The organism is Sphingobium sp. YR768, assembly GCF_900111125.1.
Taxonomy (GTDB): Bacteria; Pseudomonadota; Alphaproteobacteria; order Sphingomonadales; family Sphingomonadaceae; genus Sphingobium.
In genome coordinates this window covers 130535-144471 of sequence record NZ_FOGE01000001.1, presented here as the reverse complement: position 1 = coordinate 144471, position 13937 = coordinate 130535, and the positions used below count along the sequence as shown (strand labels likewise).

The window sequence follows — 13937 nt, the reverse complement described above, 5'->3', positions numbered from 1 at the left end:
GGGAATCTTCCACCAACCTCCGTTCGCCCTGAGCCTGTCGAAGGGCGCGCGCGTGCTTCGACAAGCTCAGCACGAACGGATGTTTATGCAGGGGAACGGTAAATGACCGACCTCTGGACCTCCGCTGAAATCGCCCAGGCAACAGGCGGCGCCGCGTCGGCGCCGTTCGCCGTTTCGGGCGTCGCCTTCGACAGCCGCGAAGTGGGGCAGGGCGACCTGTTCGTCGCGATGAAGGGCGAAGCGACCGACGGCCATAAATTCGTCGACAAGGCTTTCGGGCAGGGCGCAGCCGGCGCGATCGTCAGCGCACCCGTCGCCCACCCCCATATCCTCGTCCCCGACAGCGCCGCCGCGCTCGAAGCGCTGGGAAGAGCGTCGCGCAAGCGCATGGCGGGCAAGGTGATCGGCGTCACCGGATCGGTCGGCAAGACCGGCACGAAGGAGGCCCTGCATCAGGCGCTGGACCGCGCCATGCAGGGGCGTGCGCACCGCTCCGTCAAAAGCTACAATAACCATGTCGGCGTGCCGCTCAGCCTGTCCCGCATGCCGCGGGACAGCGCGTTTGGCGTTTTCGAAATGGGTATGAACCATGCCGGCGAACTGTCTGCCCTGACACGGCAGGTCCGTCCCCATGTTGCGATCGTCACCGCCATCGCGCCCGCCCACATCGAGTTTTTCGGCACCGAAGCGAAGATCGCCGAGGCCAAGGCCGAGATTTTCGAAGGGCTGGAGCCGGGCGGCACCGCGATCATCCCTTATGACAGCCCGCATGTCGCGACCCTCTACAACAAGGCGGAGCGCCATGCCGGCCGCATCCTGACCTTCGGCATGAATTCGCAGGCGGATGTCCATGCGCTGGAGGTCGTACCCGCGCCGACCGGCGGCAGTCTGGTGACGGCAAAGCTGCCCGAAGCCGAACTCTGCTTCACCGTGGCGGCGCCCGGCGATCATTGGGTGTCCAATGCGCTGGCCGTGCTGGCGGCGGTGGAATCGGTCGGTGGCGATCTGGCGGCGGCGGGCCTTGCGCTCGCGGAAATGCCGGGCCTGCCTGGCCGGGGCGAACGGCGCATCCTGCCCGTCGCCGGTGGCGAAGCGCTGCTGATCGACGAAAGCTACAACGCCAATCCGCTGTCGATGAAGGCGACGCTCACGCAACTGGGTCGCGAAAATGCCGATCGCCGCCTTGCCATCTTGGGCGGGATGCGCGAACTGGGCGACCGCAGCGCCGAACTGCATGCCGGCCTTGCCGAACCGCTGCGCGCGGGGCAGGTCGATTTCGCCATATTGGTGGGACAGGAAATGGCGCCGCTGGCCGATGCGCTGGATGGCCTCATCCCCTATGCCCATGTGCCCGATACGGCGAGTGCCATCCCCCTCATCCAAACCGAAATGCGCGCGGGTGACGCGATCCTGGTCAAGGGCTCCAATGGCGTGGGCCTGTCCCGCCTGGTCGCCGCCCTTGGCGAAGCCGCCCGCGACGGAGACAAGACCTAATGCTATACTGGCTGGCCCAGACTCTGGATTTTGCGGGGATTTTCAATCTCATCCGCTATCTGTCCTTCCGTGCCGGCGCGGCGATCTTCACCGCGCTGATCATCGGTCTCGTCATCGGTCCCAAATTCATCGGCTGGCTGCGCGTGCGTCAGGGCAAGGGGCAACCGATCCGCGACGATGGCCCGCAAAGCCACCTTGCCAAGCGTGGCACGCCGACCATGGGCGGGTTGATGATCCTGACCTCCATGGTCGTGTCGGTGCTGCTGTGGATGGACCTTAGTTCCACCTATGTCTGGGCCTGTCTGTTCGTGACCTTGGGCTTCGGCGCGATCGGCTTCCTGGACGATTATGACAAGGTGACGAAGGCCAGTCATAAGGGCCTGTCGGGCAAGATGCGGCTGCTGTTCGAATTTCTGATCGCGGGCGTCGCGGCGTGGATGATCGTGCACCAGCATGGCAATACCGCGCTCTATGTGCCTTTCTATAACGGTCCCGCGATCGAGCTTGGGCCCTTCTATTTCTGCTTCGCCGCCTTCGTCATCGTGGCGTTCGGCAATGCGGTGAACCTGACCGACGGGCTCGACGGTCTGGCCACCATGCCGGTCATCATCGCCTGCATGGCCTTCATGGCGATCGTCTATCTGGTGGGTCGCGCCGACTTCGCCCAATATCTGGGCATCCCCCATGTGCCGGGCGCGGGCAACCTCACGATCCTGTGCGGCGCGATCATCGGGTCGGGCCTTGCTTTCCTCTGGTTCAACGCGCCGCCCGCCGCCGTCTTTATGGGCGACACCGGCAGCCTCGCGCTGGGCGGCACGATCGGCGTGATCGCCGTCACCGCCCATCATGAAATCGTGCTGGGCATTATCGGCGGCCTGTTCGTGGTCGAAGCGATGAGCGTCATCATCCAGGTCTTCTTCTACAAGCGGACCGGCAAGCGCGTGTTCAAGATGGCGCCGATCCACCATCATTTCGAACAGCTTGGCTGGGCCGAGCCGACCGTGGTGATCCGTTTCTGGATCATCGCCTTCGTGCTGGCGCTCGCCGGCCTTGCTACGCTGAAGCTGAGGTAAGCGCATGATCGTTTCGGAAGCGTTCAAGGGCAAGACCTATGCCGTGCTGGGGCTGGCGCGTTCCGGTCTCGCCACCGTCGACACGCTGGTGGCCAGCGGCGCGCGCGTCGTGGCGTGGGACAGCCGGGAAGAAGCGCGCGCCCTCGTCGCGGACAAGGCGGAGCTGGGCGATCCGATGGAGATCGATCTGGCCGGTTTCGACGGCATCGTCGTGTCGCCGGGCGTGCCGCTCAATCGCCACCCCATCGCCATGCGCGCGAAGCTGGCCGGGGTGCCGATCATCGGCGATATCGAACTGTTCGCGCTCGCCCGCCCGACGCTGCCGCCGCACAAGGTCGTCGGCATCACCGGCACCAATGGCAAGTCGACCACCACGGCGCTGATCCACCATATCATTCAGCAGGCGGGCTATCCCACGGTGATGGGCGGCAATATCGGCCTGCCGATCCTCAGCCAGCCGCCGCTGGAGCCGAACCTCCACGGCGTGGGCGTCTATGTGCTGGAACTGTCCAGCTATCAGATCGACCTGACCCACAGCCTCGACTGCGATGTCGCGGTGCTGCTCAACATCACGCCCGATCATCTGGATCGCTATGATGGGTTCGAAGGTTATGTCGCGTCGAAGCTTCGGCTGTTTGACATGATGAAGCCGCCTCATGTCGGTGTCCTGAATTGGCATACGGAATTTGGGCAGAAATTATATCATCAGCTTGCAGAGCAGCATCAGTATCAAATCTGGACCAATTATAATGATGACGTCAGCGATCCCTATGAACTTTGGGGTGCTTTTGACGAGAGCGGGCAGACGGCTGCTCGCGACCATCTGAGCACTCAGAAGGATTGGCCAGCACTGCAAGGGCCGCATAACGCTGAGAACGCCATAGCGTCGATTTTGACTTGTTCGGCGTTGGGGGTCGCAGAGGTGGATATAAGTGAGGCGCTAAAAACCTACGCCTCGCTCCCCCACCGAATGCAGGCCGTCCGCACGCTCAACGGTGTCCTCTACGTCAATGACAGCAAGGCGACCAATGCCGCCTCGACCGCGCCGGCGCTGGCCGCATGGCCAGCCAAGGATGGCAAGCCCCGTATCCACTGGATACTGGGCGGCGTCGCCAAGTCGGACAATCTGGACGAATGCGTCCCCCATTATGCGAACATCGCCCACGCCTACACCATCGGCGAAGCGGGGCATATGTTCGCCGACTTGCTGCGCCCCCATATGGCGGTGGATGACAGCGAAATGCTAAGCGCCGCCGTCCGGCGTGCCGCGCGGATCGCCCGGCCGGGCGATGTCGTGCTGCTGTCGCCGGCCTGCGCCAGTTTCGATCAGTTCCGGGATTTCGAGGCGCGCGGCGATGCCTTCGCCGCGGCCGTGAACGCACTTGAATAACGTCGTGGCTGTTGCGGGGGCAGGGCATGAGCAGGGAAGGGACGAGAATGTTCAGGGCTGGTGAACTGGTGAAGGGCTTCCGCGCCCGCACCGTCCCGCGTGAGCGAACGGCGCTCGCCATCTGGTTCTGGGAAATCGACCGCGTCCTCCTGTCGCTGATCGTCGCGCTGATGGCGATCGGGCTGGTGGCCGTCGCCGCCGCGTCGCCGGTCGCCGCGATCGACCGGTCGACGGCCTCGGTTGCGGTCAACCCGCTGATCTATTTCTACCGCCAGTTGATGTGGGTCTTCATCGGCCTGCCGATCATGCTGGTCATCTCCATGCTGCCCCGGCCACAGGCGCGGCGGCTGGCGATTTTCCTGTGCGCCTTCTTCTTTCTGATGCTGCTGTTCGTGCCGATCCTGGGCAGCACGGTGAACGGCGCGAAGCGCTGGATCGACCTGCCCGGCTTCCGTTTCCAGCCCTCGGAATTTCTGAAGCCCGCTTATGTGGTGACGCTGGCCTGGCTGCTGTCGTTGCGCGCCAAGGACCAGAATCTGCCCGTCATGCCGCTGACCGGCGCGATGACGCTGCTGATCGCGGCGATCCTGATGCGCCAGCCGGACTTTGGCCAGACGGTGATCTTCCTCGCCTGCTGGGGTTGTCTGTTACTGCTGTCGGGCCTTGAAATGCGCTGGATCGCGATGCTGGGCGGCATGGGCCTTGCGGGCCTGGTCGGCGTCTACATGTTCTATGAAAATGGCCGTCAGCGCATCAACGACTTCCTCGGCATCGGCGTGCAGATGGACACCGGCCCGGACCAGACGGACCTTGCCTTCCGCACCATCACCCATGGCGGCTTCACCGGCGTCGGGCCGGGCGGCGGCCAGAACAAGTTCCGCCTGCCCGAAGCGCATACCGACTATATCTTCTCGGTGATCGGGGAGGAGTTCGGCCTGCTCGCCTGCATCGCCATCGCTTGCGTCTATCTTGCCATCGTGGTGCGCGTTCTGCTGCGCCTGCTGGACGAGGAGGATAATTTCACCATCCTCGCCGCCGCCGGCCTCACCACGCAATTTGGACTTCAGGCGATCATCAATATGGGCGTCAATGCGCAGATATTTCCGTCGAAGGGCATGACGCTGCCCTTTATCAGCTACGGTGGCTCCTCTATGCTGGCGCTTTGTATCGGCGTCGGCCTGCTGCTCGCATTCACGCGGCGCAACCCCTTCATGGGTCGGCACACGGTCGTCAAATGGAGTGGTCGATGAGCATTTCCCGTCACTTCGTCCTCGCCGCCGGCGGGACGGGGGGTCATATGATTCCAGCCCATGCCGTGGCGGAGGAGTTGATGGCGCGCGGCCATCATGTCGCCCTCGTCACCGATGAGCGCGGCGCGAAGATCCCCGGCATCTTCGATCATGCACCGGACAATCGGGCGCAGGTCCATGTCATGCCTGCCGGCCGCATGACCAAGAATCCGGCAAGCTGGCCCGGCGCGCTGAAGGCGATCCTGGCCGGTCGCGCCATGGCCCGCCGCCTCAACGAAACCTTCCGCCCGACCGCTGTCGTCGGTTTCGGCGGCTATCCCGCCATGCCCGCTTTGCTGGGCGCGCTGGCCGATGGCATCCCGACCGCCATTCATGAGCAGAATGCCGTGCTGGGGCGCGTCAACCGCCTGCTCTCCGGCCGGGTCGACGCCATCGCCACCGCCTATCCCGACGTCCAGCGGCTCAAGAGCGGCTATGCGGGCAAGGTTCACCTGATCGGCAATCCGGTGCGCGAGGAAGTGAAGCAGTTGCGCGAGGAGGAATTCCCCGCGCTGACCGACGAAAGCGTCTTCCGCGTGCTGGTGATCGGCGGCAGTCAGGGCGCCTCCATCCTGTCCAGCGTCGTGCCCGAAGGCCTGTCGATGCTGCCCATCGCACTGCGTCGCCGCCTGCAAGTCACGCAGCAATGCCGCGCCGAGGACATTGAGCGCGTCCGCAAAGTCTATGCGGAGATGGAAATCCCCGCCGACCTCGCCACCTATTTCAACGATGTGCCCGAAAAGCTCGGCTGGTCGCATCTGGTGATCGCGCGGGCAGGGGCCTCCACGTTGGCCGAACTCACCTGCGCGGGCCGCCCGGCGATCCTCATCCCGCTGCCCAGCGCGATGGACGATCACCAGACCGCCAATGCCAGGGAAATGACCGAGGCCGGCGGCGCCCGCACCATCCCGCAGGCCCGCTTCACCGCGGTCGAACTGGCCAAGCAGATGCAGAAAATGGCGCTGGAACCCGGCGCGCTGCAAAATGCCGCCAGGCGCGCCCGCAATTGCGGGCGCCCCAACGCCGCGCGCGACATGGCCGATCTGCTCGAAAGCATCGGCCATGCGCCCATCGTCAATGATCCGGTCACGGTCGGCCCGACGCCGACCAGCCTCAATTTGCAGGGCGTCCCTGCATGATGTCCATGTTCAAAACCCTCCCCGGCACGGGGAGGTGGCTGGCCGCAGGCCAGACGGAGGGGGCTATCCTCCCGGTGCGGCGCGTGGGGGCAACCCCCTCCACCACCGCTTCGCGGCGGTCCCCCTCCCCATATTGGGGAGGAATAGCATGAAGGGTGTCGGCACCGACATCGGCACGATCCATTTCATCGGTATCGGCGGCATCGGCATGTCCGGTATCGCCGAAGTGATGCATAATCTGGGCTATAGCGTGCAGGGGTCCGACGTGGCCGAAGGCTATGTCGTGGAAGGGCTGCGCGCCAAGGGGATCAAGGTGATGATCGGCCACAAGGCCGAAAATCTGGGCGATGCCGCCGTGGTCGTCACCTCCACCGCGATCAAGCGCGGCAACCCCGAAGTCGAACTGGCGCTGGAAACCCGCGTCCCCGTCATCCGCCGCGCCGAAATGCTGGCCGAACTGATGCGCCTCAAATCGACCGTCGCGGTCGCAGGCACGCATGGCAAGACCACGACGACCTCCATGGTCGCGGCGCTGCTGGATGCGGGCGGCGTCGATCCGACCGTCATCAATGGCGGCATCATCAACAGCTATGGCTCCAACGCGCGTCTGGGCAACAGCGACTGGATGGTCGTGGAGGCCGACGAGAGCGACGGCAGCTTCCTGCGACTCGACGGCACGATCGCGGTCGTCACCAATATCGATCCGGAACATCTGGATCATTATGGCAGCTTCGACCGGGTGAAGGACGCCTTCGTCGAATTCGTCGGCAATGTGCCCTTCTATGGCGCGGCGATGCTCTGCCTCGATCATCCCGAAGTGCAGGCCATCCTGCCGCGCGTGCAGGATCGCCGCATCGTCACCTATGGCTTCTCGGCGCAGGCCGACATTCGCGGCGAAAATGTCCAGCCCATTCCCGGCGGCAACCGCTTCGACATCCAGATCCGCGAACGCGACGGATCGATCCGCCGCATCGAGGGGATCGAAATGCCGATGCCCGGCCGCCACAATGTGCTGAACGCCATGGCCGCCATCGGCGTCGCGCTGCAAATGGGCATTGACGATGCGACCATCCAGACCGGCTTTGCCAAGTTCGGCGGCGTGAAGCGCCGCTTCACCAAGGTCGGCGAGATCGACGTTGCGGGCGGCATCGCCACCGTCATCGACGATTATGGCCACCACCCGGTCGAGATCAAGGCCGTGCTCGCCGCCGCGCGCGAAGGCGCGAAAGGCCGCGTCGTCGCCGTGGTCCAGCCGCACCGCTTCACTCGCCTGCGCGACCTGATGGATGAATTCCAGCAGGCCTTCAACGACGCCGATGTCGTCTATGCCGCCCCGGTCTACACCGCGGGCGAACAGCCGATAGAGGGCGTGGACAGCGCCGCGCTGGTCGCCGGGCTCAAGCGGCGCGGTCATCGCCATGCCTCGACCGTCACCGATGCGGACGATCTGGCGAAGGCGATTGCCGCCGATATCCAGCCCGACGACATGGTCATCTGCCTTGGCGCGGGCGACATCACCAAATGGGCGGCGGGCCTTGCCACGGCCGTCGCGCAGGCGAAGGAAACCGCCTGATGTTCGAACTGTTCAGCGTCGGTCTGGAAATGCAGAAGCGCATGATCGACGCCCAGATGCAGGGCGTGGAGGTCGCGCGCGACATGGTGGAGGCCGCGCAGAAGCAGGTCCGGACCAACCTTGCCGCCCATGATGCCGGGCAGGCGGGGATGAAGGCGGTGAAGAGCTGGATGAACCTGTGGGGCATGCGCGCTTGACGGCTTCCACCCTCCCGCCCGTTCGCGGCACGCTAAAGGCCGATGCGCCGCTGGCCCCGCTCGTCTGGTTCAAGGCGGGTGGCACGGCGCAATGGCTGTTCGAGCCGAAGGATGCCGACGATCTGTCCGATTTCATGGCCATGCTCGATCCGGCGATGCCGGTGATGGCGCTGGGCCTTGGCTCCAACCTCATCGTGCGCGATGGCGGCGTGCCGGGCGTGGTCGTGCGCCTTGGCAAGCCCTTCGCGAAGGTGGAGGCGCTGGACGCCACGACGCTGCGCTGCGGCGGCGGCGCATCGGGCATCCTCGTCTCCTCGACGGCGCGGGACGCGGGGATAGCGGGCCTTGAATTTCTGCGCTCCATCCCCGGCACGGTCGGCGGCTTCGTGCGGATGAACGGCGGCGCCTATGGCCGGGAAACGGCCGATATCCTCGTGGAATGCGATCTGGTGCTGCGTTCGGGCGAGCAGGTGACATTGCTCAACAGCGACCTGCACTATAGCTACCGCCATTCGAACCTGACCGACGGCGCGGTCGTGGTCAGCGCGACTTTCCGGGGCGAACCGGGCGAACCGGCCGGGATACAGGCGGAAATGGACCGCATCGCCACCGCGCGTGAGGAAAGCCAGCCGCTGCGCAGCAAGACCGGCGGATCGACCTTCAAGAATCCGGACGGGCACAAGGCCTGGGCGCTGGTGGACGAAGCGGGTTGTCGCGGCCTGGCTCTGGGTGGCGCGCAGGTGAGCGATAAGCACACCAATTTCCTGCTCAACACCGGCGACGCCACCAGCAGCGACATCGAATCGCTGGGCGAAGAAGTCCGCCGCCGCGTGAAGGAAAAGAGCGGCGTCGAACTGGAATGGGAAATCCAGCGGGTGGGGCGCAAATGAACGATACTCTCAACCCGTTCGCCCTGAGCCTGTCGAAGCCTGTCCTGAGCGACGCCGCAGGCGGCGTCGAAGGGGGCTGCACTTTTCTTCAAGGAGGGCAGGGCTTCGACAAGCTCAGCCCGAACGGTTTTAGTCTGGAGCAAATCGCATGACCCGTGGCCCCTGGCATGTCGCCGTCCTGATGGGCGGCTGGTCGGCGGAGCGGCCGGTGTCGCTGTCGTCGGGCGAGGGCGTGGCCAAGGCACTGGAATCGCGCGGGCACACCGTCACGCGGATCGACATGGACCGCAATGTCGCTGCGCGCCTTGCTGAAACGAAGGCCGACGTGATCTTCAACGCGCTCCACGGCGTTCCCGGCGAGGATGGCACGGTGCAGGGCATGATGGACCTGATGGGCCTCACCTACACCCATAGCGGCCTGGCCACGTCGGTCATCGCGATCGACAAGCAACTGACCAAGCAGGCGCTGCTGCCGCACGGCATCCCCATGCCCGGCGGCCATATCGTGGAGTGCGAAAGCCTCTTTACGGCCGATCCGCTGCCGCGTCCCTATGTGCTGAAACCTGTCAATGAAGGCAGCTCGGTCGGCGTCGCCATCGTCACGGCGGAGGGCAATTATGGCAATCCCATCGCCCGCGACAGCGTCGGCCCCTGGCAGGATTTCCCGCAGTTGCTGGCCGAACCCTATATTCGCGGCCGCGAACTCACGACTGCCGTGCTGGGCGATGAGGCTTTGCTCGTCACCGAATTGCGGCCCAAGAGCGGCTTCTATGATTTCGACGCCAAATATACCGACGGCATGACAGACCATATCTGCCCGGCGGACATCCCCGCCGAGATCAGTGAAGCCTGCAAGGCGATTGCGCTGCGCGCGCACCAGCTGCTGGGTTGCAAGGGCGCGTCGCGCGCCGACTTCCGCTGGGACGATGAACAGGGTATCGAAGGGCTCTACCTGCTGGAGGTCAACACCCAGCCGGGCATGACGCCGCTCAGCCTCGTCCCCGAACAGGCGGCGAAGCTGGGCATTGACTATGCCACGCTGGTAGAGACTATTGTCGAGGAGGCGCTGAACCGCGCCGGGGGACAGAAGGATGGCTGAAGCACGCATCCGACGCGGCGGCACCGCACGGCTGAGCAGCGCGAAGGGCAGGGCGACGAAAGGCGGTCGCGGCCGCGCGCTCAAGCGCCGTAGCTGGGTCGATCAGCTATTCGAAATGCTCCCCGTCAGCGAAGCCACGCTGCAACGCATGGCGAGTTGGGCGATCGTCGGCATATTCGGCGGCGTCGCCATCGGCATCGGCATCTACATGGGTCTGCCCGACATGGCGCGCCAGCAGGCGGCGGAACTCGCCGCCCGCGCCGGTTTCGAGGTCGAGAAGGTCGAAGTGCGCGGCGTCGAGCGGATGGACGAACTGCCCGTCTATAATATCGCGCTGGGGCAGGTGGATCGCTCCATGCTTGCGCTCGACCTGCCAAAGGTGCGGCGCGAAATGCTGAAACTCGGCTGGGTCAAGGATGCGCGCATTTCCCGCCGCCTGCCCGATACGCTGGTGGTCGACATTGTCGAGCGCGATCCGGTCGCCGTGTGGCAGCATGGAGGCCAGTTGCACCTGATCGACGTGCAGGGCGTGGTGTTGCAGTCTGTCTCCGCCAGCGCCATGCCGGACCTGCCTCTGGTCGTTGGTCCCAGCGCCAATCTCCAGACGGCGGGCCTCAACAAGCTGATGGAAAATGCCCCGGCGCTGAAGCCGATGCTGGCCGGCGCGACCTGGGTCGGGAACCGTCGCTGGGACTTGCGCTTTCAGTCGGGGGAGACGCTTTCCCTGCCGGAGGGTGACAAGGATTCAGCCTCTGCGCTGGTGAATTTCGCGCGCATGGACGGCGTCAACCGGCTGCTCGGCCGGGGCATCGTCAAGTTCGACATGCGCGATCCCGATCGTTTCGTCCTGCGCCTGCCACAGGGGCAGGTGGAGGAAAAGCCGACCGGCGCGACGGCAAGTGGAACGGCGGGCGGCGCGACGGACAGCGCCAAGGCGCCGGCTCAGGGCGAGGAAGGCTAAGACAGCATGGCGCAGCCCAAGGTCGAAAAGCTCATTACCGCGATCGACATTGGCTCCTGGAAAGTGTCGGCGCTGATCGCAGGTCGCACCGACACTGGCGAACTTGCGATCCTGGGCACGGGACAGCGGGAAAGCCGGGGCGTGCGCCGCGGCTTCATTGCCGACATGGAGCGGACCGAACTCGCCGTGCGCGAAACGGTGGAACAGGCCGAGCGGGTCGCGGGCACCAATATCGAGGATGTCTGGGTCAGCTTTTCGGGCGGATCGCTGGTCAGCGACGTCGTCACGGTCGAACGCGACATGGGCGGCTATCGCGTGGAACAGGCGGATATCGACGATCTGCTCACAACCGGGCAACAGGGGATCGACCCGGATGGCCGCATCGTTTTGCATGCGCAGCCCACCTGCTTCACCATCAATGGCAAGGTGCCGGTCAAGAAGCCGATCGGCATGCATGCCGACCTGCTGGGCGTCGACATCCATGTCGTGCTGGCGGATGGCGCGCCGCTCGCCAATCTCGACCTGTGCGTGCGTGGCGCCTATCTGAACGTCAATTCGATCGTCGCCGCGCCGATCGCGACCGGCCTTGCCTGCCTGTCGGAGGAGGAGCGCGATCTGGGCGTCGCGCTGGTGGAGATCGGCGCGGGCGTAACCAATGTCTCGCTCTATGCCGGCGGCATGCTGGTCGGGCTCCACTCGATCCCGCTGGGCGCGTCGGACATTACCGACGATATCGCCTCGGCCTTCGGCATTCGTCGCAGTCAGGCGGAGCGGATCAAATGCTTTTACGGCTCGGCGATGCAGAACCCGCGCGATTTTCGCGAGATGATCGAGATTGCGCCGCCCCATGGCGAAGTGGCCGTGCCGGGGCAGGCCGCCGGTCCCAATGCGGAAGGGGGCAAGATCACCCGCGCTGCGCTGGTCGGCGTCATCTGCGAACGGCTGAACCAGATCATGACCGAAGTGAATGCCGCCCTGTCGGGCATGGGCTTCAACTCCACCGGGCGTCAGGTCGTGCTGACCGGCGGCGGCGCGGAAATGAAGGGCATTGCCGATTATGCACAGGGCGCGCTGGGCCGCGCCGTGCGGATCGGACGGCCAAGGGGCTTGTCCGCCATGCCCGAAGCGCATAGTGGACCGGCCTTCGCAACTTTGGCGGGATTGGCGCTTTATGGCGCTTCTAACCCGGTTGATCTCCGCACGATGGCGCCCGCGCCGCAGACGGTGCACCGTATCGGTGCGCCCATGTGGTGGCAGCGAATGATGCGCGCGATGAAGACCAACTATTGAATGAATTTGTACGAAGACGAAATTAGGTGGTGAATCCCCTATTTTCTGGTGTTAACGAATGATGACGGTGTCGCTTCCTGACGAGGAAGCTGAGGGAGCAGAATATATGAGCATTGAAATCAGCCCGCCCCATGTGGACGAACTGAAGCCGCGTATCGCGGTCATCGGTGTCGGTGGCGCAGGCGGCAATGCCATCGCGAACATGATCGCCGCCTCGGTAGAGGGCGTGGACTTCATCGTGGCGAACACGGACGCGCAGGCGCTCAACAGCTCGCCGGCCGAACGCCGCATCCAGCTTGGGCCCCAAATCACCGAAGGTCTGGGCGCCGGTTCGCGCCCCGAAATCGGCAAGGCGGCGGCGGAAGAAACCATCGCCTCGGTCGAGGAAGCGCTGAACGGCGCGCATATGTGCTTCATCACCGCCGGTATGGGCGGCGGCACCGGCACTGGCGCAGCCCCCGTCATTGCAAAGGCCGCGCGTGATCGCGGCATCCTGACCGTCGGCGTCGTGACCAAGCCCTTCACCTTCGAAGGCAATCGCCGCATGAAGTCGGCCGAAACGGGTATCGAAGAGCTGCAAAAGCATGTCGACACCCTGATCGTCATCCCGAACCAGAATCTGTTCCTGATCGCCAATCCGAACACGACCTTCAAGGAAGCGTTCCAGATGGCGGACGAGGTTCTGCAACAGGGCGTGCGCTCGATCACCGACCTCATGATCATGCCGGGCCTCATCAATCTCGACTTTGCCGACGTCCGTTCGGTAATGGGCGAAATGGGCAAGGCGATGATGGGCACCGGCGAAGCGGAAGGCGACGGCCGCGCGCTTCAGGCCGCTGAAAAGGCGATCGCCAACCCGCTGCTCGACGGCGTGTCGATGCGTGGTGCGAAGGGCGTTATCGTCTCGATCGTCGGTGGCGACGACATGCGCCTGATGGAAGTGGACGAAGCCGCCAACCATATCCGCGAACTGGTGGACCCGGACGCGAACATCATCTGGGGTAGCGCCTTCAACGACGGCCTCAATGGCAAGATCCGCGTGTCGGTGGTCGCTACCGGCATCGAAGCCGAAGCCGGTGGCAACGCCGCGCCGCTGACCCAGCCGTTCAGCTTCGCCAGCCGCCCGGCGGTCGCCGTGCCGCAGACGCCCGCCAGGCCTGCCGCCGCCGTAGCGCCGCAGCCCGCCCCGGCTCCCGCGCCCAAGCCCGCCCCGGCCCCTCAGCCGGAAGCGCTGGAACTCAACGTGCCCGAAGCGCCCGCCCCGTTGCAGCCGACCGCCGCGCCTGCCCCGTCCCGTCCCGCCGCCGTCTTCTCGGACGAAGGGCCGGATCAGGACGAACTGGTTCTGGGTGCGGACAGCGCCGAACCGGCCGCGCTCGCCCCGGCGCCTGCGCCCGCACCGCGCGTCGCCACCGGCGGCACGCTGTTCGAACGCATGGCCGGCCTGACACGTGGCAGCGAAAAGGCGCCGGGCGCCGACGATGCGGCGCCGGGCGTGGATGTTCCCCGCTTCCTCAACCGCCAGAACAACCAGTGATCGTC

Annotated in this window: 13 protein-coding genes; all 13 read left to right on the top strand. The window is 65.1% G+C overall.

Annotation, left to right across the window (positions count from 1 at the left end; all coding sequences use genetic code 11):
- Nucleotides 1–102 precede the first annotated feature (102 nt).
- The 13 genes from murF (at nucleotide 103) to ftsZ (ending at nucleotide 13932) form a co-directional block, all read left to right on the top strand.
- The gene (gene murF, locus BMX92_RS00665; RefSeq protein ID WP_093010467.1) at nucleotides 103–1494 is read left to right on the top strand and encodes a UDP-N-acetylmuramoyl-tripeptide--D-alanyl-D-alanine ligase; all 1392 of its coding nucleotides are present in this window, start codon (nucleotides 103–105) and stop codon (nucleotides 1492–1494) included.
- Nucleotides 1494–2567, top strand: a complete 1074-nt coding sequence (mraY, locus tag BMX92_RS00660; RefSeq protein ID WP_093010465.1) for a phospho-N-acetylmuramoyl-pentapeptide-transferase — start codon at nucleotides 1494–1496, stop codon at nucleotides 2565–2567. Before murF ends, mraY begins: the two co-directional genes overlap by 1 nt.
- Before the next feature lie 4 nt (nucleotides 2568–2571).
- Complete coding sequence (gene murD / locus BMX92_RS00655; RefSeq protein ID WP_093010462.1) at nucleotides 2572–3957, top strand: UDP-N-acetylmuramoyl-L-alanine--D-glutamate ligase; 1386 nt, start codon at nucleotides 2572–2574, stop codon at nucleotides 3955–3957.
- Nucleotides 3958–4004: 47 nt separating this feature from the next.
- Nucleotides 4005–5207, top strand: coding sequence for a putative lipid II flippase FtsW (gene ftsW, locus BMX92_RS00650; RefSeq protein WP_093010460.1), 1203 nt, complete (start codon nucleotides 4005–4007; stop codon nucleotides 5205–5207).
- Nucleotides 5204–6385, top strand: coding sequence for an undecaprenyldiphospho-muramoylpentapeptide beta-N-acetylglucosaminyltransferase (murG, locus tag BMX92_RS00645; protein ID WP_093010458.1), 1182 nt, complete (start codon nucleotides 5204–5206; stop codon nucleotides 6383–6385). The genes ftsW and murG overlap by 4 nt, the downstream gene beginning before the upstream one ends.
- Before the next feature lie 148 nt (nucleotides 6386–6533).
- Nucleotides 6534–7958: a UDP-N-acetylmuramate--L-alanine ligase gene (gene murC, locus BMX92_RS00640; protein WP_093010456.1), complete on the top strand. Its 1425-nt coding sequence runs from the start codon at nucleotides 6534–6536 to the stop codon at nucleotides 7956–7958.
- The gene (locus BMX92_RS00635; protein WP_093010454.1) at nucleotides 7958–8155 is read left to right on the top strand and encodes a hypothetical protein; all 198 of its coding nucleotides are present in this window, start codon (nucleotides 7958–7960) and stop codon (nucleotides 8153–8155) included. Before murC ends, BMX92_RS00635 begins: the two co-directional genes overlap by 1 nt.
- Nucleotides 8137–9045, top strand: coding sequence for a UDP-N-acetylmuramate dehydrogenase (murB, locus tag BMX92_RS00630; protein WP_093010452.1), 909 nt, complete (start codon nucleotides 8137–8139; stop codon nucleotides 9043–9045). The genes BMX92_RS00635 and murB overlap by 19 nt, the downstream gene beginning before the upstream one ends.
- Nucleotides 9042–9197 (top strand): hypothetical protein, encoded by a 156-nt coding sequence (locus BMX92_RS27235; protein ID WP_177184890.1) that lies wholly within the window; start codon nucleotides 9042–9044, stop codon nucleotides 9195–9197. The genes murB and BMX92_RS27235 overlap by 4 nt, the downstream gene beginning before the upstream one ends.
- The gene (locus tag BMX92_RS00625) at nucleotides 9194–10144 is read left to right on the top strand and encodes a D-alanine--D-alanine ligase (protein ID WP_093010450.1); all 951 of its coding nucleotides are present in this window, start codon (nucleotides 9194–9196) and stop codon (nucleotides 10142–10144) included. Before BMX92_RS27235 ends, BMX92_RS00625 begins: the two co-directional genes overlap by 4 nt.
- Complete coding sequence (locus tag BMX92_RS00620; protein WP_093010448.1) at nucleotides 10137–11105, top strand: cell division protein FtsQ/DivIB; 969 nt, start codon at nucleotides 10137–10139, stop codon at nucleotides 11103–11105. The genes BMX92_RS00625 and BMX92_RS00620 overlap by 8 nt, the downstream gene beginning before the upstream one ends.
- A gap of 6 nt (nucleotides 11106–11111) precedes the next feature.
- Entirely contained in the window at nucleotides 11112–12395 is a 1284-nt protein-coding gene (ftsA, locus tag BMX92_RS00615) for a cell division protein FtsA (RefSeq protein WP_093010446.1), read from the top strand.
- A gap of 106 nt (nucleotides 12396–12501) precedes the next feature.
- Nucleotides 12502–13932, top strand: coding sequence for a cell division protein FtsZ (gene ftsZ, locus BMX92_RS00610; RefSeq protein WP_093011241.1), 1431 nt, complete (start codon nucleotides 12502–12504; stop codon nucleotides 13930–13932).
- The last annotated feature ends 5 nt before the right edge of the window (nucleotides 13933–13937 follow it).